16 protein-coding genes and 4 pseudogenes are annotated in these 19,890 nt (G+C 62.0%); 3 read left to right on the top strand and 17 right to left on the bottom strand.

All coding sequences use genetic code 11. The annotated features are described in order from the left end of the window. Positions 1–61: 61 nt before the first annotated feature. Genes AC0L7P_RS00725 through iolD form a run of 4 tightly spaced genes read right to left on the bottom strand, consistent with a single transcriptional unit; the run spans position 62 to position 4,601 of the window. The gene (locus AC0L7P_RS00725) at positions 62–904 is read right to left on the bottom strand and encodes a 5-deoxy-glucuronate isomerase (RefSeq protein WP_473434056.1); all 843 of its coding nucleotides are present in this window, start codon (positions 902–904) and stop codon (positions 62–64) included. 11 nt (positions 905–915) lie between these two features. Beyond that, positions 916–1,893, bottom strand: a complete 978-nt coding sequence (iolC, locus tag AC0L7P_RS00730; RefSeq protein ID WP_473434057.1) for a 5-dehydro-2-deoxygluconokinase — start codon at positions 1,891–1,893, stop codon at positions 916–918. Then, the gene (locus AC0L7P_RS00735) at positions 1,890–2,729 is read right to left on the bottom strand and encodes a phytanoyl-CoA dioxygenase family protein (RefSeq protein ID WP_473434058.1); all 840 of its coding nucleotides are present in this window, start codon (positions 2,727–2,729) and stop codon (positions 1,890–1,892) included. The genes iolC and AC0L7P_RS00735 overlap by 4 nt, the downstream gene beginning before the upstream one ends. After that, entirely contained in the window at positions 2,730–4,601 is a 1,872-nt protein-coding gene (gene iolD, locus AC0L7P_RS00740; RefSeq protein WP_473434059.1) for a 3D-(3,5/4)-trihydroxycyclohexane-1,2-dione acylhydrolase (decyclizing), read from the bottom strand. It lies immediately after the preceding gene. 106 nt (positions 4,602–4,707) lie between these two features. On the opposite strand from iolD, the gene AC0L7P_RS00745 reads away from it, so the two are divergent. From AC0L7P_RS00745 to AC0L7P_RS00755, 3 genes and pseudogenes are all read left to right on the top strand, one after another. Continuing rightward, positions 4,708–5,811, top strand: a complete 1,104-nt coding sequence (locus AC0L7P_RS00745; RefSeq protein WP_473434060.1) for a Gfo/Idh/MocA family protein — start codon at positions 4,708–4,710, stop codon at positions 5,809–5,811. A gap of 12 nt (positions 5,812–5,823) precedes the next feature. Further along, positions 5,824–6,710: pseudogene (locus AC0L7P_RS00750) on the top strand (sugar phosphate isomerase/epimerase family protein). A gap of 7 nt (positions 6,711–6,717) precedes the next feature. Then, entirely contained in the window at positions 6,718–7,896 is a 1,179-nt protein-coding gene (locus tag AC0L7P_RS00755; RefSeq protein ID WP_473434061.1) for a Gfo/Idh/MocA family protein, read from the top strand. Positions 7,897–7,971: 75 nt separating this feature from the next. On the opposite strand, the pseudogene AC0L7P_RS00760 reads toward AC0L7P_RS00755, so the two are convergent. The 13 genes and pseudogenes from AC0L7P_RS00760 to lgt form a co-directional block, all read right to left on the bottom strand. Next, positions 7,972–8,920 (bottom strand): annotated as a pseudogene (locus AC0L7P_RS00760) (2-hydroxyacid dehydrogenase). Then, entirely contained in the window at positions 8,920–9,252 is a 333-nt protein-coding gene (locus AC0L7P_RS00765) for a tRNA-binding protein (protein ID WP_473434062.1), read from the bottom strand. The pseudogene AC0L7P_RS00760 and the gene AC0L7P_RS00765 overlap by 1 nt, the downstream one beginning before the upstream one ends. Continuing rightward, positions 9,249–10,061: a pyrroline-5-carboxylate reductase gene (proC, locus tag AC0L7P_RS00770; RefSeq protein WP_473434063.1), complete on the bottom strand. Its 813-nt coding sequence runs from the start codon at positions 10,059–10,061 to the stop codon at positions 9,249–9,251. The genes AC0L7P_RS00765 and proC overlap by 4 nt, the downstream gene beginning before the upstream one ends. A gap of 72 nt (positions 10,062–10,133) precedes the next feature. Beyond that, positions 10,134–10,523, bottom strand: a complete 390-nt coding sequence (locus AC0L7P_RS00775) for a hypothetical protein (RefSeq protein ID WP_473434064.1) — start codon at positions 10,521–10,523, stop codon at positions 10,134–10,136. 66 nt (positions 10,524–10,589) lie between these two features. Next, entirely contained in the window at positions 10,590–11,093 is a 504-nt protein-coding gene (locus AC0L7P_RS00780; protein ID WP_473434065.1) for a type III secretion system chaperone family protein, read from the bottom strand. Between the two features lie 230 nt (positions 11,094–11,323). After that, the gene (locus AC0L7P_RS00785) at positions 11,324–12,247 is read right to left on the bottom strand and encodes a cation diffusion facilitator family transporter (protein ID WP_473434066.1); all 924 of its coding nucleotides are present in this window, start codon (positions 12,245–12,247) and stop codon (positions 11,324–11,326) included. Positions 12,248–12,268: 21 nt separating this feature from the next. Then, on the bottom strand, positions 12,269–12,793 hold the full coding sequence (locus AC0L7P_RS00790; RefSeq protein ID WP_473434067.1) for a hypothetical protein: 525 nt from the start codon (positions 12,791–12,793) through the stop codon (positions 12,269–12,271). Positions 12,794–12,976: 183 nt separating this feature from the next. After that, a complete protein-coding gene (mprF, locus tag AC0L7P_RS00795) occupies positions 12,977–15,601 on the bottom strand; it encodes a bifunctional lysylphosphatidylglycerol flippase/synthetase MprF (RefSeq protein WP_473434068.1) in 2,625 nt (874 codons plus the stop codon). A gap of 144 nt (positions 15,602–15,745) precedes the next feature. Further along, a complete protein-coding gene (locus AC0L7P_RS00800; RefSeq protein ID WP_473434069.1) occupies positions 15,746–16,354 on the bottom strand; it encodes a Hint domain-containing protein in 609 nt (202 codons plus the stop codon). Between the two features lie 474 nt (positions 16,355–16,828). After that, positions 16,829–16,975: a hypothetical protein gene (locus AC0L7P_RS00805; RefSeq protein ID WP_473434070.1), complete on the bottom strand. Its 147-nt coding sequence runs from the start codon at positions 16,973–16,975 to the stop codon at positions 16,829–16,831. A 200-nt stretch (positions 16,976–17,175) separates the two neighbouring features. Next, positions 17,176–17,937 carry a peptidoglycan editing factor PgeF gene (gene pgeF, locus AC0L7P_RS00810; RefSeq protein WP_473434071.1) on the bottom strand — a complete coding sequence of 254 codons (762 nt, stop codon included), beginning with the start codon at positions 17,935–17,937 and terminating at the stop codon, positions 17,176–17,178. After that, positions 17,934–18,993 (bottom strand): annotated as a pseudogene (locus AC0L7P_RS00815) (class I SAM-dependent methyltransferase). Before AC0L7P_RS00815 ends, pgeF begins: the two are co-directional and overlap by 4 nt. Then, positions 18,990–19,876: pseudogene (gene lgt / locus AC0L7P_RS00820) on the bottom strand (prolipoprotein diacylglyceryl transferase). Before lgt ends, AC0L7P_RS00815 begins: the two co-directional pseudogenes overlap by 4 nt. Between the last annotated feature and the right edge of the window lie 14 nt (positions 19,877–19,890).

Genomic DNA, 19,890 nt, shown 5'->3' on the forward strand with positions numbered 1-19,890 from the left:
GCGTTTGCGCCGCCCCGTGGGGGCGGGTCGGCGCAGCCCGGCGTGCCGCCGGGCCGAACATTCATTTGAACTTGGCGATCATATCTTTGATGCCCGGGATGGTTTCCAACTGATCGGCATGGGACGGCTGAAAATACTGCACCAGACTGCGCTGGGACAGCCCGCCAAGGATGGTGAAATAATACATCTCATACCCCGGCAGCACGGCACAGGGGTGGTATCCCTTGTCGATGCAGATCGTTGAACCATCCACCAGATGATAGGCATCGCCCGGTTTGCCATCCTCGCGCTGCAACATCTGCACGCCGCTGCCGTGGTTGGGCCGAAAGCGGAAATTATAGGTTTCATCATGGCGCGTTTCAAGCGGCAGACGGTCGGTGTCGTGCTTGTGGCTGGGAAACCCCGACCAACCGCCCTGCCCCACCGTAAACAGCTCGCTCACCAGCAGACGGCCCACCTTGTCGTGGTATTTTGTGCCAAGGATATGTTTGATCTTGCGGTGGGTTTTTGTGTCGTCGCTGCCATATTGCACCTTGTCCAATTCATCGGCACGCACCGCAAAAGGATCAAGCACCTTGTCGTATTTCGCGCCCGCCACGAACACTTCGGCGGTGTCGGTGGTACATACCATGGTCGCCTTGGCGCCGGTGGGCACATAAACCCCCTCTGGTTCACCATCCCAGACATCGACGGTGCGCTTGCCCAATGCGGCAACCTTGAACCCTTCGATATCCACATCCACCGTACCCGTCGCGGGCACGATACAGGTTTCATAGCCCGGCACGGCATATTCAAATGCCTGCCCCTTCTTCAGCTTGACGATATTGAAATAATTCAACGGCACACAGCCGTCATCCACATCGACAATCGGTTTGTTCTGGTTATCAAAAGGGGCGATGTGCATGGTGTGCTTCCTTATGCGTTGGGGCCTGGATGGCGGCCCAGAAAATCGGTCAGTTCGGCGGCGTCGGGCATGGCAGGGGCGCAGCCGGGGCGCGATACGGTGATCGCCGCACAGGCCGAGCCGCGCAGGACAGCCGCGCGCATATCCTGCCCCGCCGCCAGTGATGTCATCAGCCCGGCCATGAAACTGTCGCCCGCGCCGGTGGGTTTCAGGGCAGTGACCGGATAGATCCCCGTGTGGATCTCCTCACCCTCAAAAAAGGTGATCGCGCCCTTTTCGCCCATTTTATAGATCACGACGCTGGCCGTGCTGGTGGCCAGTTCCCGCGCCTTGGCCAGCCCCTTGTCGATGCCCCCGGCCATGAAACCAAATTCCTCATCATTGCCGATGATGACATCCGCCAACGCCCCGGCCCGGCTCAGCACCTCTTCGGCCACCTGGGGCGACGGCCAGGAATAGGCCCGGTAATCCACATCAAAAATGATCGGCAAGCCCGCCTTGCGCGCCAGATCAAAAGCGTGAAACGCCGCGCTGCGCGACGGGTCTGCGGCAAAGACGGTGCCCGCCGTGATCAGGGCGCCATAAGCCCCATAATCCACCGCCTCGACATCCGCACGATCCATCTGAAAATCGGCGGCGCCGTTGCGATAGATCACCGTCTGGTGCTGTTCCACCCGGCTTTCGTAAACCGCCAGAGAGTTGCGGTATTCCCCGCCCACTGGTTTCACATGGGTCGTATCCACACCGTAATGGCGCAACTGGTTCACGCAATAGCGCCCGATCGAATCGTCGCTGACCCGGGTGACCAGCGCCGCCTTGCCACCGAATTTGCAAATCCCCGCGGCGATATTGGCGGAACTGCCACCCAGCCCCGCCTTGAACGTCACGCCGTCTTCGGTACGGGTGCCGGGGGGATCGGGGAAAAAATCCATGCCTGCGCGACCAATGACCAGAAAATTATTCTGCCGGATGCCGTCAATCACGCTCATACGCGCCCTGCTGCGTTTTCAGGCCGCGCTGAATCGAGCACCTCGGGATAGCGGTAATCAAACCCCATCAACTGACGCAATTCCGGGCTGGCATCGTTCAAAAATTCGTCGGGCAGCGCGCCGGGCATGTCCTCCAGCGGTTTCACCCATTTGGGCAGATAATTGATCAACACCGCCGAACGGTCGTGATCGCTGCGGTTGGGCATCGCGCAATGCCATGCCACACCGTAAAACAACGCCACATCACCGGGTTCGCCCAGCATCCGCGCCGATTTTCCGTGAAAATCATCCGCCTCGGTGGGATAGCGCAGCTCCTTTTGCGAGCCGGGAACAAAGGCCGTCGCGCCGCTTTCCTCGGTGAACGCATCAAGAATGACCGACACCTGCGCATTCATCGGGAAACTGCCGTTCAGGCCAATAGGGTGCGTTTCGGGCTTGTGAAAATCCCAATAGGGGTAATCCACATGCGGCTCCTGCCCCGGGCCACCGGGCAAAATGCGGTTGGCCGCAATACTGCCCATGATGAACTCGGTTCCCAGAAACCGGCGCAGGATCGCCATGATAACCGGCTGCGTCGCCATCTGCGAAAACACATCGCCCTTGGCCAGCAGGTTCCACACCCGGCGTTGCAGGGTCAGCTTGCCCGCCTCTTTCGCCGCGCCCTGAAAATGGGTCACCTTGTCCACGTCCCGCTCGGAATGCTCCATGACAATCGCCCGGGCCTCGGCAATCTGCTCGGGCGTGAACAGGCCCGAGATCAGGACCGCGCCATCGCCGTTCAGCAATTCCTCGACAATCGCCGCCGGATCGGCCGTTTCACGAGTAAAGCGTTTCATTCACACACCTTTCCGCTGACGCCCCCGGGCATTTTCCGTGTCCCGATGGGCCTTGTTGACATTTTCGTGGTTCGAAACGTGGGGTGTTCCCACCTCCCACCAGGCGTGGCCGCCGGTTGTCCAGCCTTCATAGGGGTCAACCTGCATCACGATCACGCTGGTGCGATCCGCCCCCTTGGCCCGCCTGAACGCCTCGGACAATTCGCCCGGATTGGCCACGGTTTCCGCGTTGGCCCCCATGGCGCGGGCGTGGGCCGCAAAATCCACGCCCACCTGATGAATGGCGGTGGGCGTGTCGGCGATCAGGTTGTTGAAACTGTCCTGCCCGGTGTTGTTCTGCAACTTGTTGATCACCGCAAAACCGCCGTTATCCAGCACCAGAACGATCATCTTTTTCCCGGTCAGAACCGAGGAATAAATGTCGGAATTCATCAAAAGGTAACTGCCATCGCCGCAAAACACGATGGTGTCCTGCTCTGGCTCGGCCTCGGATTGCGCGATCCGCGCGCCCCAGCCGCCGGCAATCTCGTATCCCATGCAGGAAAACCCGAATTCCACATCCACCGTGCCGGTTTTCAGGGTGCGCCAGTTCGCCGTCACCTCGGCAGGCAGCCCCCCGGCAGCCGCAACCACCCGATCAGACGGGTCGCACAGGGCATTCACCACGCCGATCGCCTGGGCATAGGAATTCGGGCCGTTCCCGGCACGCACATTATCCGCGACGTATGTATCCCACTTGGCCCGCTCGCCCTGTGCCTCTTTCAGCCAACCACCCGGAGCGCGATAATCGCCCAGCGCATCGTCCAGCGCCGCCAACCCCAGTTTCGCATCCCCCACCACGGGCAGGGCCATATGTTTGCCCGCGTCATGGCGCGCCGCATTGAGAGAGACAAACCGCGCGTCATGGGAAAAGGCGGTCCAGGATCCGGTGGTGAAATCCTGCAACCGGCAGCCGACCGACAGTATAACATCCGCCCGCTCGGCCACCCAGTTGGCGCAATCCGATCCGGTCACGCCAACGGGGCCAAGGTTCAGCGCATGGTCATTCATTAGATTGGCACGCCCGGCGATGGTTTCGATCACCGGAATGCCCCGCGCCTCGGCAAAGGCCGTCAACTCGGCCACCGCCCGTGAATATTGCACGCCTCCCCCAGCGATGATCGCCGGGCGCTTTGCGCCCAAGAGAAGAGCGACAGCCTCCGCCACTTCATCAACATCAGGGGCCTGACGGCGAATGCGATGCACCTTCTCGGCAAAAAACGCCGCCGGATACTCCCACGTCCACCCCTGCACATCCTGCGGCAGCGCCAAAAACGCCGGCCCGCAATCCGCCGGGTCCAGCATCGTGGCCAGTGCCGCAGGCAGCGATTGCACCACCTGCGCCGGATGGGTGATCCGGTCCCAATACCGCGTCACCGCTTTGAACCCGTCATTCAACCCCAGTGCCGGATTTCCGAAATGCTCCAACTGTTGCAGCACCGGATCAGGCAGCCGCGTCAAAAAGGTATCACCGCACAACATCAACATCGGCAATCGGTTGGCATGGGCCAGCGCCGACGCGGTCAACAGGTTCGCCGTCCCCGGCCCCGCACTGGCCGTGCAGAACATGAAACGCTGGCGCAGGTGATATTTGGCATAGGCGGCAGCGGCGAACCCCATCCCCTGTTCATTCTGCCCGCGATACAGCGGCAGGATGTCGCGGGCATCATACAAGGCCTCGCCCAGACAGGTCACGTTTCCATGGCCGAAAATGCCAAAGCCACCGCCACAAAGGCGCGTTTTCACGCCGTCGATTTCGATGAATTGCGCCGCAAGATACCGAATGATCGCCTGCGCCGTGGTCAGCCGGATAGTTTCGGGTTGGTCACTCAAATCATTCTCCAGACACGTCATTGCAGATTGGCCATTGACCCGGTGGGCAAGACAAGGATACGCCTTTTGCAACCGGTTGCAAACAGTTTTTGAAAAGGATCACGCCATGGCTCAGATCGGGATCGGGTTGATCGGCGGCGGATATATGGGCAAGGCCCACGCCGTGGCCCACAGCGCCGTCGGCGCAATCTTTCAAACCACCCTGCGGCCACGTCTGGTGGCCATCGCCGGATCTTCGCCAGCGAGCAGCGCAAGATATGCCGCCGCCTATGGCTTTGAAAAGGCGGCAGATACATGGCAATCGGTGATCAACGACCCCAACGTTCAGGCCGTGGTCATCGCCGCCCCCCAAGCCACCCACCGCGCCATCGCCGAAGCCGCCTTTGCCCTTGGCAAACCGGTGTTTTGCGAAAAACCTCTGGGCGCATCCCTGGCCGACAGCCGCGCCATGGTCGCCGCCGCCGAGGCCGCCAAAGTGGTCAACATGAGCGGCTTCAACTATATCCGCACCCCGGCCTCGCAATTCGCCCGCCGCCTGTTGGCCGATGGCGCAATCGGTGATCCCACATGGTTTCGGGGCGAACATACCGAAGATTTTCTGGCTGACGCCACCACCCCCGCCACATGGCGCTGTCAGGGGCGGCCCAACGGCTGTATGGGCGATCTTTCGCCCCATATGATCAACGCCGCCCGCGCCCTGATGGGACCGATCACCAACCTGTCGGCGCAGATCGAAACCGTGCATCGCGACCGGGGCGGTGTAACCGTCGACAATGACGATCAGGCGCAGATGATGGTGCGTTTCGATTCGGGCGTCACCGGCCATCTGATGTTCAGCCGCGTCGCCACCGGGCGCAAGATGGGCTATGCCTATGAAATCCACGGCACAAAAGGCGCGATCCGGTTCGACGGCGAAGATCAGAACGCCCTGTGGCTGTATGAGATGGACGGCCCAACCGCCACGCGCGGCTTTCGCAAGATCCTGACCGGTCCCGATCACCCCGATTACCTGCCCTTCTGTCAGGGGCCGGGCCACGGCACCGGCTATCAGGATCAGATCATCATCGAAGCCAAGGATTTTCTCGAAGCGATCCACGCAGGCCAGAGCAAATGGCCCGATTTCCGCGAGGGCATGGAAGTAAACCGGGTGATCGAAGCCGCCTGGGCCAGCAATGACACAGGCACCTGGGTGCAGGTCGCCGATTTCTGAAAGGACACCCCAATGATCACCATCGGCAATGCCCCCTGCTCCTGGGGGTCGAATTCGCAGACGATCCGCGCAACCCCGACTGGCGCCGCGTTCTGCGCGAAAACGCCGCCGCCGGATACACGGGAATCGAGCTTGGCCCCGTCGGTTTCATGCCCGAAGACCCCGCCGAACTGGGCGACGCATTGGCAGAACACGGTCAGACCCTGATCGGCGGCGTGGTGTTTCGCGCCTTTCACGATCCGGCCCAATGGGATGATGTGATGGATGGCGCAGTGCGCACCTGCCGCGCCCTTACCGCCCATGGCGCCAAACACCTCGTGCTGATTGATTCCATCTCACCCCGCCGCGCCCCCACCGCCGGACGGGCCGATGAAGCCGAACAGATGGACAACGCCGAATGGGCCGCATTTCGCGACCGGATCGCCACCGTCGCGAAACTGGGTGCCGAGGAATACGGCCTGACCGTGGGCATCCACGCTCATGCTGCCGGATTCATGGATTTCGAACCGGAATTGGAACGCCTGTTGTCGGAAGTGGACGAGGCGCATCTGAAAATCTGTTTCGACACCGGCCATCATTCCTATGCCGGATATGATCCCGTGGCCTTCATGAAGCGCAACATCGGGCGGATCAGCTATATGCATTTCAAAGACATCGACCCGGCGGTAAAGGCCCGCGTCGTGGAAAACCGTACCGGGTTTTACGATGCCTGCGGTCAGGGCATTTTCTGCAATCTCGGTCAGGGCGATGTGGATTTCCCCGCCGTGCGGCAGGTGCTGCTGGATGCCGGGTTTGATGGTTGGTGTACCGTCGAACAGGATTGCGACCCCGAAGGCGCAACCGTCCCGCTAAGCGACGCAAAGGAAAACCGTAACTATCTGCAATCCATCGGATTTTGAGGGTAATATGACAAAGTTGAATTGGGGCATGATTGGCGGTGGCAAAGGCAGCCAGATCGGCCCGGCGCACCGGCTCGGTGCGGGGCTGGACGGTGCATTTTCCATGGTGGCCGGCGCGCTGGATCACAACGCCGACGCCGGGCGCGCCTATGGGGCGGAACTGGGCATCGCCCCCGACCGCGCCTATGGCGACTGGCACGACATGCTGGCCGGGGAAACCGCCCGCGCGGATCGCTGCGATCTGGTGACAGTGGCCACCCCCAACGCCACCCATTTCGAAATCACCAAGGCATTTCTCGAAGGCGGCTTTCACGTGCTGTGCGAAAAACCGATGACGATGACTGTCCAGGAAGGCGAAGACATCGTGAAGATCGCCCGCGCCACCGGGAAAATCTGTGCCGTGAACTATGGCTATTCCGGCTATTCGCTTGTCCGCCACATGCGGGCGATGATTGCGCGTGGCGATCTGGGGGCGGTGCGCGTTGTGGTGGCCGAATTCGCCCATGGCCACCACGCCGATGCCGCGCAGGCCGACAACCCGCGCATCCGCTGGCGCTATGATCCTGCCCAAATGGGCGTATCGGCACAATTTGCCGATTGCGGCATCCACGCCCTGCACATGGCCAGTTTCGTCACGGGGCAAGAGGTGGAGCGGCTGAGCGCCGATTTCGCCTCGACCATCCCATCCCGCCAGTTGGAAGACGACGCCATGGTCAATTTCCGCATGACCGGCGGGGCGGTCGGGCGCCTTTGGACCAGCGCCGTGGCCGTGGGGCGGATGCACGGGCTGAGCATTCAGGTGTTCGGTGAATTGGGCGGGCTGCGGTGGGCGCAGGAACAGCCCAATCAATTGTTCTGGACCCCGACCAATGGCCGGGTGCAGGTGATTGAACGCGGCGAAGCGGGCCTGTCGCCCGAGGCCGACCGCACCAGCCGCGTCACCATCGGCCACGCCGAAGGCATGCCGCTGGCTTTTGCCAACATCTATGCCGATCTGGCCGAAGCGATCCGCGCCGAAAAGACGGGCCGCGCGATTGATCCCGCCGCCAACCTGTACCCCCGCGCCGAAGACGGGCTGCGCAGCATGGCGGCGGTTCATACCGCAGTGGCCTCGGCCAAAGCCGACGGCACATGGATGGACGCCCGCCCGCCGATGATGCGCCCACCTTTGCCGCCCTCGCCGTGATGGGCGATCCGCACTGACACCGGCAACGGGCGCACGCAAAATATCGTGTGGCGCGCTTTGCGCGCCGCCTTTGGATCACACCGGGTTGGGCAGGGCGTGACCGTCGAAAAATGCCACCAGATTGGCCACCGCCATCATCCCCATATCCGTGCGCACCTCTTCGGTGGCCGTTCCAAGGTGTGGGAAAAGAGTGACATTCTCCAATGTCCTGAGCGCCTCTGGCACCTGCGGTTCGAACTCGTAAACGTCCAGGCCCGCCCCGGCAATCCGCCCCGCTTGCAAGGCCGCGATCAGCGCCGTCTCATCCACGATATCGCCCCGTGCGATGTTCACGAACACACCCGTGGGTTTCATCGCTGCAAACACATCAGCATCGATCAGATGCCGCGTTTCCGGCGTCGCGGGAACCGCTGCGATCAACACATCACTTGCCGCCGCGACCTCTGCCAACGATCCAAGCTGGCGCGCAGCCCCCCGCATCCTCAACCTGCGAACGGTTGTAAAACACCACATCCATGCCAAAGCCGAAATGGCACCGCCGCGCAATCGCCTTGCCGATCCGGCCCATTCCGACGATGCCCACGGTCTTGCCGCTGACGTGTTGCCCCAAAAGTTGCGTGGGGTGCCAACCGGCCCATTGCCCGGCCCGCACCATCCGCTCGCCCTCGCCAGCGCGTCGGCAGGTCATCAGCATCAGGGTCATGGCAATATCAGCCGTGGCATCCGTCACGGCCCCCGGCGTGTTGGACACGGCAACCCCCGCCGCCTTGGCCGCCGCCACATCAATATGGTTATACCCCACCCCGAAATTGGCCAATACCCGACAACGTATGTCACCCCGAAAGGCCCCCGCCGTCACCTGATCGCCCAAAGTCGGCAGAATCGCATCATACCGGGCCAGCGCATCGGCCACCGCAGTTTCATCCATCGGTGTGGTGTCATCGCGCAGGGTCACCTCAAACCGCGCCCGGGCGGCGTCCAGCACCGGATCGGGCAGGCGGCGGGTAATCAACAGCGTTTTCATCAGAACATCCTCCCGCCCACGGGCACGTCAAGATCGGGGCGCATCAACACCACTTCACCGTCTTCATCCGGCACGCCCAGCACCAGAACCTCCGACATCACCGGCCCGATCTGGCGTGGCGGAAAGTTGACCACGGCCATCACCTGTCGCCCCACCAGTGCCTCGGGGGTATAATGTCTGGTGATCTGGGCCGAACTTTTCTTTTCCCCCAGATCATCGCCGAAATCGACCCAAAGCCTGATGGCGGGCTTGCGCGCCTCGGGAAAGGGTTCGGCGCGGGTGATAACACCCACGCGAATATCCACCGCCATGAAATCATCGAAACTGATCATTTGCCCAATTCCCGCGACCGGTCTGCCGCCGCCTTGACCGCCCGGGGCAACAGGGCCGGAAACCCGGTTTTGCCGTTCATCAGCACCTCAAGCGCCGCCGCCGTGGTCCCTTGGGGCGAGGTGACGTTGACGCGCAGCTGCCCCGGATCCTCGTGCGAATTCTCGGCCAGCGCCCCCGCGCCCGCCACCGTCGCCTTGGCCAGTTGCATGGCCAGATCTTCGGGCAACCCCTGCGCCACGCCCCCCGCCGCCAGCGTTTCAATCAGGTGAAACACATAAGCCGGGCCAGAGCCGGACACACCGGTTACCGCGTCCATCTGCCCTTCATTTTCCAGACGAACCACCTGCCCCACCGCCGAAAGCAGCGCCTCGGCCAAATCCATGCCGCCCGCACCGGGGCCATTGGGGATGATCGCCGTGATCCCGCGCCCCACGGCGGCAGGCGTGTTGGGCATGGCGCGGATCACCGGGGTTTTGTCGCCTAAAACGCTTTCGTAATGGGCAATCGAGGTGCCCGCCGCGACCGACAGAAACAGGGTTTCGCCATTGCCCATGGCGGCCAATGTGGGCAACGCATCGGCCATCATCTGTGGTTTGACCGCCACCAGAACGATCGCCGGCGCCTTGGGCAGATCGGTGTTCAGGTTCAGCCCGTCGATGCCCCGCAGCCAGTCCGACGGATGCGGATCAATCACCCAGACCGATCCCGCAGGCAATCCGCCCTTCAGCCAGCCCTGCAACATCGCCGAACCCATCTTGCCGCATCCCAGCAACACCAGCCCCCGGTCGCGCACGTCGTTCATGTCCATATCACTGCCCTCCTTGGTCGTGCCGCAGCCTACTGCGCCACGCCACGAGGTAAAGGCGCGATTTTCACAGGGCTACGACCCCGGCAAAGCCAGATTCCGGGCGCGCATCCAGGATGTCATCTGCAACCGGATCAGCGCATTCATATGATAGCTGTCGTATCGCACCCCGGCCATCCGCGCCGCCGTGCGAATGCGCAACTCAAACGGCCCCTCGCGTCCGTCGGTGTCGATCATTGCCACTACCGGCGTTTTGCCGGTCAGGGACGCGGCAAACAGCGCCTGCTGCACGGAATCCAGCGAGGAGCGTTTATCAAGCCCCACCTCGACCACCTGCATATCGGTTTCGCAATCCACCCGGATACGGTGCAGATCATACCCCACGGAATATCCATGGCTGACCTCGACATCGCCCCCAAGGACGAAAGAGCATAGGATCGCGGCAAGTTCGAGTTCATAGGGCATCCCTATAAATAACCCGGACAGCCGCCTTTGTTAACCTTTTGTTAACCTTTTGGTTAATCCGCCGCGTCAGGCCCGGCCATAGGCCTCGGCAATGGCAACCTGCATGGCGTCTTCGGGGGTGCTGTCGCCCCAGGCCGTCAGTTGAAACGCCGGGTAAAACCGCTCGGCCGACAGAACCGCCGCCTTGATCAGCGTGTCAATCTGCTCTGGCCCGGCCATCTGACCACCCGCCAGCACCAGACCATAGCGATAAACCATCAGTTTTTGCGCGGGCCAAAAGGTAAACGCACCCGACCAGCAATGATCGTTGGTGGCGTTCAGCACCTCGTAAAGCTGTGGCAGCCTGTCGTCGGGCGGCTCCATCTCGAAGGTGCAGATCAGGCGCAGGGTTTCGTCATACCCCGACCAGGCCAGGGTGATGGAATATGTCCGCCACTGCCCCTCGACCGCCATCGCGATCTGGTCATCGGCGACGCGGTCAAATTCCCACGCGTGATGTTCCGCCAGGGTTTCGACGATATCGATAGGGTGAAGATCTTCGGACTCGAAGTACTGCTCTGCTAGCGACATGTTGGCCTCGTGTTTTGTTATCGCTGATTTCGGAGCGTCGCCCCCACCACAGCTTGGGTGTTCTGCCTAAGTACGGCGGTGCCTATATGCCGTCCTTACCAGATATGGTGTGGCCAATGGAATCACCTGTAAAGCTTTTTATTGGGGATAAAAGCGGGAAAGCGTGGATAACTGCGCCTGTTGTAGCGTGACAGCAGGTTTTGCAGTATTTTACAGCCTGCCGGGCTTTGTCACGATCCCACCGCGCCGCGGCCGATCCGGGCGGGATCGGGGCAGGCGTGGTCGGCCCGCTCAAACTCCAGCGTGGAATGGGAAATGGCGAAACGTTTCGACAGACAGGCCTTGATGGTCGCCTTGATGTCATCGGCCTCTGACCAGCGGGCCGGGTCAATCACCACATGGGCATCAAGTGCAGCCGCATGTTCCTGCATCTGCCAGACGTGGGCGTGATGAACCTCGCTTACCCCATCAATCGCGGCGACCGCATCAATCACGGCATCGGTGTCGATGTCGGGCGGGCTGCCCAACATCAGCAGACGAATGGTGCCGCCGATTTCACTGAAGGCCAGCCACAGGATATAGGCCGCAATCAAAATCGTGATCGCCGGATCGACCCAGCGCAGATCATAGAGCAAAATCAATGTCCCGCCGATAATCACCGCGACCGAGGCGAGGGCATCGGACAGGTTGTGCAAGAACAGCGCCCGGATGTTCATGCTGCCCTTCTGCATCGAATAGGTCAGCAGCGCGGTCACCGTATCCACGGCCAGGGCCACGGCGCCCAGCACCACGACCAGCCACCCGGCAACTTCGGGCGGGTCGATAAACCGCATCCCCCCTTCATAGATCAGATACACCCCGACGATGATCAGCGTGGTATAATTTATCAGCGCCGCCACCACCTCGACCCGGCCATAGCCAAAGGTCATCCGCCCGTCAGCGGGGCGGCGGGCGATCTTGCGCGCGCCAAATGCGATAACAAGCGATGCGACATCCGAAAAATTGTGCAGCGCATCGGCGATCAGGGCCAGACTGCCCGCCAGTATTCCGCCGACAAGTTGCGCAAAGGTCAGGGCAAGGTTGGCAAAAATCGCCAACGCAACCCGGCGGTCGCCGGAATGTACGTCAAGGTCGTGGTTGTGATCATGGGGCATTGGCGCCTCCTTTCCCCTAACCTAGCGCACCAGCCGCAAGGTAAAGGGGCCGGTGCTGACATCCATTTCCACCAGCGCACCACGATCATAGGTCAGATCCAGGTTCAGCGACTTGAACCGGAATGGCGAAAGATGCCCCGGCCCCGCAATCACGTCATAGGCCATGTTGCAGGTCTTGCGGCTGCCATCGGCCACCGCGCCCCTGGGCGATACCTGAATAACGCGCCGCCCGTCATAAATGCGAAACACCGCCGGACAATCGCCCGCGCCGATCATCCGCGCGAATGCGGCCACCGGATCAAGCACGCCGGCAGGCACCTTGGCGGCATCCGACAGAGCCGTACGTTCGCTTGCCGGGGCCACCGTGACGCCCAGCACCCCGCCTTTTTTCAACAGCACCGAAATCTGGCGCGTTTCACTGGAGGAGCGGCTGTTGCCGGTATATTGCAGCACCCGCTGGCCGGCCTCGGTTGTTACGGGGCGCGAACGCCCCTCAAACACACCGTCACCCACACCCAGCGGCGTGTTATCAAGTGTGGTACGCAACAGGCCCGGCTGAAACTCCAGCGTGCCAAGAACCCGCCCCCCAGCAACGCACGAAAGGTGTCGGCGGCGGCAGGGGCACCTGCGGTCGCAATCAGCGCCCCTGCCAACAGGGCCAGAAACAAAAAACGGGGCCGCAAAACCATGGCGTAACTTTCAACAATAACCGGGCCGTGATGCCACGGCTTATTTGCCGATGATGCCCCGTGCCGACCCGGCAATCAACAACGCAGCATCGGCAAGGGGGGCAACCGGCGGCAAAACGGTGCGACAACACAAATAGCGCGGGTGCCATTCCGGGTCGAACTTGGCCTTGAACCGGCGCAATCCTTCGAAGTTGTAAAACTTGCCACCGCGTTCATAGATCAACGTCCCGAACCGGATCCACAGATCGCCATGTTTCACCCCGCCCGGGTGGGTGACCAGCCCCGCAAAGGGAACCATCCCGAGGCTGAAACTGGCACAGCCTTCATCCTTCAGGCGCAGCATCAGGGCCGTAAACAGGAATTCCATGGTGTTGGGCGGCGCGTCGCCGATGTGGCGCATCAGGTCGATGGCGGCGGTGCGCGATTGTCCAGCCTCAAGGATATTGCCAAAGGCGACGATTTCATCACCCGCGCGCACCACGGCAATGCGGCACCGCGCCAGCCAGGCTGCATCAAACCGGCCCACGGAAAACCGCTTTTCCCGGGCCGCGTGCAGCGCAAGCCATTCGTCAGAGATTGCCCTGAGCTGCGCAATCACCGCCTCGGCATGAGGCGGGCGCAGAATATCAAGGGTCAGGCCGTCGCGCCCGGCACGGGTAAAGGTGGTGCGCAGCTTTTTGCGCGCGGGGCCATCCAGCGAAAAGGCACCGAGGGGCACGACCGCCTCTTCGCCCATCTTGTGAAGCGACAGCCCCATATCCAGAGCGGTCTGGGTGAACGAGGCCGGGGTTTCATAAAACATCGGGCGCGCCCCGGCGGCCCGGGCGGCATCGTGGAACGCCCAGGCCAGTTCGGCCCGGGCGCCGCCGGTTCCGGTCGGGGCGCCAAGGGCGATCCAGGATGCCCCTTTGACCCCATAAGACAGGACCGCGCCGCCATCTTCGGCAAACATCAGCATCTTGTCGCCGGTCAGCGCCAGCATATCACCCCCTTGCCCATGGACGGCAATGATCCGCTGCGCCTCGTCCAGCGCGTCGGGGTCGGGTGCGCGCATCCGTACGCGTGCCGTGCGCAGGGCCGACGACAGCACTGCAAGGGCCAGAACCACAACCGCCGCCAACCCGGCCCGCCCCGCCGTAAGTGCTGGCACATCCTTGCCGAACTGCCACCATGCAACACCGGACGACTCCGCATTCGCATGAACCAGCAGCCAGGTCAGGCCGAGCGCAAAAACGACCGCCACGATCATTCCCACCCATTGCACCGACCACAGCCCCTGGGCAATCCGGGCCGTCCGGGTGAACGCGCCGCCATAGGGCAAAAGCACCACAAGCATGAAGGTGAGCAGCGCAACCCGCTCCATGTCCTGAGTCTTGATCGCCGCCGTCAGAATCCCGACAGCCAAGAGCCAGACAACAATCCAGAAGGCCTGACGTGACTTGCGAAACAGGCTGACCGACAGCACCACCAGAAACGCCCCAAGAATGCTGGACACCAACGCGCCGCCCTCCAGCATCGCCAGAGGCAGGATCGATTCAAGATCTTCCGCCGTCGCCTCGGGGTTGGGCAACAGCCCCGCCAGCATCATGAACAACCCCGACGCCAGCACCAGAAACCCCATGGCGACCGGCACAATGCCCATGCCCGCCGCCAGAACCGGCGCAAGGGCACCCACCCGGGGAAGCCGGCGCCCCGTGACCGACCACGCCTCGACCACCGACATGCCCGCAAGCGCCACAATGAACGGCAGCAAGAAATAGATCAGACGGAACAACAACAGCGCCGTCACCGCGTCGTTCAGGGCAACATGGCCCGGCAAGGCTGCGATCACCACGCTTTCAAATACGCCGACACCACCGGGAACATGGCTGGCGATCCCGACCATGGTGGCGATGGAATAGACGATCACAAGGTTGGAAAACGGCAATGCGCCATCAGGCAGCAGAACATAAAGCACAAGCGTGCCCATGCATATCTCGACCCCGGTAAACACCAGCTGCGCACCAAGTATCCCCAGCGACGGCGCCTTGAGCACGAACCGCCCCAGCCGCAAACGCCCACCCCATATGGCCAGCGCAATCAATATCACCGATGCAAACACCAGAATGACCAGTGACCACAGCCTGACCGTTTCGGGCGCAATCGCCACGATGTCGCGCAAATCGCCCGGGTGCCAGGCCAGCGCACCCAACCCGATCAGCGTCGCGCCGATCCCATAGGACAGGGCCGCAAAGGATGCGATGGCCGCAACGTCATAGGCATCCAGCCCCAGCGCCGAATATATCCTGTACCGCACAGCGCCACCGGAAACCGCGCTTAGCCCGATGGTATTGCCAAAGGCATAGCCCAGAAACCCGCCCATGAGGATCGCGGGCAGCGGCAGGCGTTTGCCGATATGGTGCAGCGCCGACCAGTCATAACCGACCAGCGCGACATATCCCACAACCGTCGCCCCGATCGCCGCAATGATCGAATGCCACGACGCCGCCCGCAGGCTGGCCATCACCTCGTGCAAATTCAGCGGCGACAACAGCCGGTAAAGGGCGTAAGCCCCCGCCGCGAACAATACGACGGTCACAAGAACCGCCGCATGTTTGCGAATGACAGACAGGGCAGAAAGGCCCTGCGCCTCGTCATCGGGTTGGTTCAACGGAGTATGCGTCACCTGTCGTCCTTCATCTCACGGCCCGGGGGCGGGCTGTCAAGCAAGGCTGATAGAGACTGAACCCCGCGAACACCACAAGATGTGACGCCGAAACCGATACACACCGTGGCTTTGCTGCATTGCGCGGACAAAGACGCCCTGCCGTCAGGCGGCGTATACCCCTTCACCGGATTCGTTGCCAACACGCGGATAACACAATCGTCCGAAATCGCCAATCTGGCGGACATGGGGAAACATCGACAGATAAAGCGTCATCAGAACCGGATCAATCCGGCCGGGGTTGATCGCCCCGGGGTGCATGCTTTCCACCTCCACACCATTTGCCAAAAGGGTGCGGTGGGACATGAACCCCAGATGATAGGTCTGAATGGTTGATACGGGGTAAATCTCGATCACGCTCATCCCGTCAGCCATCGAGGAAATGGTTTCAAGCACGGCGTCGGTGCCGTGCTGTGCGCGCACCGAAGGCCCCCGGTTCAACAGCCGCGCGCCCTGCCCCAGCAACAGATCGGGCATTGGCCGCCCAAGGCCAAAAGCATCGGATGCCACCCGGTACATTCTGAGCGGTGACGCCTCCTGTGCGGCGCTGCCCGGCGCCACGGTCATGGCGCCAACCCACATCAGCGGCGCAATTCCGGTGGTGGTTTCCACAAGGGTGCCCGGCAACAGATCTTCGATGGCAACGGGGCCGTCGATGGTGGGAATCAGGGCGCCCCGCCCGAATGCAGAGAACGCACCTTCAAACAGGGGCATGGCCGGCGCCAGTTTGTTCAGGTCATCGAAGTTACCAGCGCGATCAATCCATTGCACCGAAAACCGGCGCGTCGGACGGTGTTCGACACGGGGCGCTGCGCGCCTGCGAACTGTCCATTGGGTAGAGACCGAACCAGAAGCCGCGCCCGGAAGCGCGTGGCGGGAGTATGTCATGCGAGCAGCCTTTCGGTCTGTCCACACTGCATCGGCCCCCACCGAATGTGCAGTTGGTTTGTCAGTCATGGCAGAATCGACCTCCAAAGTCAAAATAATTGTATGAATTCAAAAATTTAGGTTAACAATCCATAGGCTCTGGCCAATACCGTTTCCTGCCCATCATCAGTATTTAGCATGGATCGCACACAATGTGGCGCTGTGCGATCCATCGTTGGCGGCATCGAAACGATTGGCCCGTATCACATACAAAAGGCGCCCATCGGCGCCTTTGCTCTGCATCACGAAATAATCTGAGGATCAGGCAGTGGCGCTGCTGCGTGTATCAACCAATGCCGCCACTTTCGGCATCGCGGTTGCCATCTTGCGGCTTTGCCACGGCATTTTCGGCTGGGGCTTCTTGGTTTCTTCCAGGGCACTCTGCAACCAACGACGCTTGATAGCCATGATCTGTTCCTAACTTTCTGCTCGGGTGGCCGGTTGGGGCCGTTGCTTCATTCGATGATCCTTTTTCGCCTCTGAATCGGGCGGCCCCAAGGCGCATTAAGGTTAACGATTGGTTCATTTCAGGGCCATCAGGGGTAACATCTGGGCAGGTGCGTCGGAATCCCGCCACAATTGGCAGCGCCGCGCCGCAATTCCCCCTGTTAAAGCCGGATAACCGAAATCAGCCTGCCATAATCCGCCTCTCGGCGATGGACGCTGCGCCGATAGGAATAAAACCTGTCCGGCTCGTCATAGGTGCAATGGCGCGTCCATTCCGCCCGCGCGATTCCGGCGCGCCGCAGACAAAACAGCCCGAAGGCCGGCAGATCAAACTGCACCTTGTCCCCCTCGCCCTGGGCAAAAAAACGGGCATGGTCGGGGTCTTCGTCTAAAAAGGTTTCAAGAAATTCAAGGCCAACCTCGTAGTTGCGCTGGCTGATCGCCGGACCGATGACCGCCGCGATCCCCTCGCGGCGTGCGCCCAACGCAACCATTGCGTCAACCGTCGCCTCAAGCACCCCGCCGATCGCCCCCTTCCACCCCGCATGGGCACCGCCGATCACACCCGCCTCGGCATCGGCGAACAACACCGGCTGGCAATCGGCGGTCAATATACCCAGGGCAAGACCCGGCGTGGCGGTGACCATGGCATCGGCCCGGGGCAGTGCGGCACCGTCAAGAGGGCCGGTCACATGAACCACATCGGCAGAATGCACCTGATTGAGGGTGATAAGCGCCTCAGGGGCGACACCCATGGTTTCGGCCACCCGGGCGCGGTTGATCCGCACCACATCGGCCTGATCGGATGAACCTTTGCCGCAATTCAACCCCTGAAACACCCCAGACGACGCACCGCCGCGCCGGGTGAAAAACCCATGGGTCAGCGGCATCAGGCTTTCGGCGGTGATCAGTTCGATGGTCATGCCTCGGTCCCTCCGGGGGCTGGCCCATCGTCCGAGTACAACGCCAGCACCTTGAACAATTGTCCCATTTCTGACGGGTGGGTCAACCGCCGATGCGCCCTGACCAGTGCTTCGATCACCGCATCGTCCCGGCCCCGGGCCAGCGCGCCATGGCGCGGGCCACTGCCCAACCGATCAAGAAAGGCCCCCTGTTCCGTCAACCGCGCCACGCGGCAGGGCACATCCTGCACCATGGGGCCAAAGGCGACATGGGCCGTCAGATCGCAGTGCCCCGGCGCGCTCAGGGGGGCACCTTTTGATGGTCGCGCACCGCCTGAAATGTATCACCCAACGACTGCGCCGCGCCATAATCCACGATCAGCGCCACACCACCCCGGGCCAAAATCCGCCCGCCGATATGCTCGGCCAAAGCCGCGGCGGGGGGCAGATTTCCACCAGATCCCCCTCGGCGGTATCAGTCAGCCGGTCGATCAGCACCGGCGGCGCCACCGGATCGGTCAGGCCAAAGACCAGCGCATCGTCGCGCACCCCGATCACCCGTTCGCGCCAGGCATCACCGCTGCGCAAAAACTGCCGGATCGGCAGGGCGTCGAAAAATTCATTGGCCACCAGAAAAAGCGGTAAATCGGGCAGATCAACAACCGAATCGTGCCAATGGGGCGCATAGCCTGCCAACGCCTGTTCCTGCTGGCCGCGCAGCACCGGCGATGCCTCGACCAGATGCACCTGCATTGCCGCGTGAAACCCCGGCACCCCGCGCGTGGCGCGCAGGGCATCGGCCATCAGCGTGCCACGCCCCGGCCCAAGTTCGGCCAGCGCAAAAGGCGCGGGCGATCCGCGATCCAGCCACGCCTGTGCCAGACACAGGCCGATCAATTCGCCAAACACCTGACTGATATCAGGCGCGGTGATAAAATCGCCCGCCGCGCCAAACGGATCGCGCGTGGTGTAATAGCCGTGTTCCGGGTGGAGCAGGCAGGTATTCATATACTCGGCAATGCTTAACGGACCCTGAATCGCGATCTGGCGCCGCAGGATTTGGTCAAGCGGCGTCACCGTGCCCGGCCCCGTGCCCAGGCAATCAGCGCCAACCCCAGAACAATCATCGGCAGCGACAGAACCTGCCCCATGGACAGGCCCGCACCGCCGAATTGCACCACATATCCCATGGGGTTGGTCGCGGTGATAAACTGGGCATCGGCCTGACGGAACAGCTCGATAAACATCCGCGCGGCGCCATAGCCCACAAGGAACACGCCCATCACCGCCCCCGGCGTTTTCAGCCACCGCGCCCCGAACACCAGCGCAATCAGCAGCGCACCCAGCACCAGCCCCTCAAGCCCCGCCTCGTAAAGCTGCGAGGGATGGCGCGCGCACTGGCCCGCAGCCAACCCGCAATCCTGCGCGGCCTGACCGGGGAAAATCACCCCCAGGGCAAATCCGTGGGCCGCCCCCACAGTTCGGCGTTGATGAAATTCGCCAGCCGCCCCAACAACAGCCCCGGCGGCGTGCCCAGCGCCATAATGTCACCAACGCTCAGCACCCGGATACCGCGCCGCCACGCAAACCACAGCCCGGCCAGCGTCACCCCCAAAAGCCCGCCGTGAAACGACATCCCGCCGTTCCAGATCATCGGGATTTCCCATGGGTTGCTCAGGTAATGGGCCGGTTCGTAAAACAGGACAAAGCCCAGCCGCCCCCCAAGGATGATGCCCAGAATCACGCTGGTGATCAGTTCTTCCACCGCCTCGGGTTCGATCGGGGCCAGATTGCCGGGCCACAGATATTGCCGCCGCACCGCCATCACCGCCAATCGCCACCCCAGAAGGATGCCAACGATATAGGCCAGCGCATACCAGCGCAAAGCAAAGGTAAAACCGCCCAGATCTATTGAAAAAATCTCGGGGTGAATATCGGGGAATGGGATCGCGTGCATCATGGGCGCATGAAACA

The sequence above is a fragment of the Oceaniglobus sp. K40-3 genome (assembly GCF_055808395.1).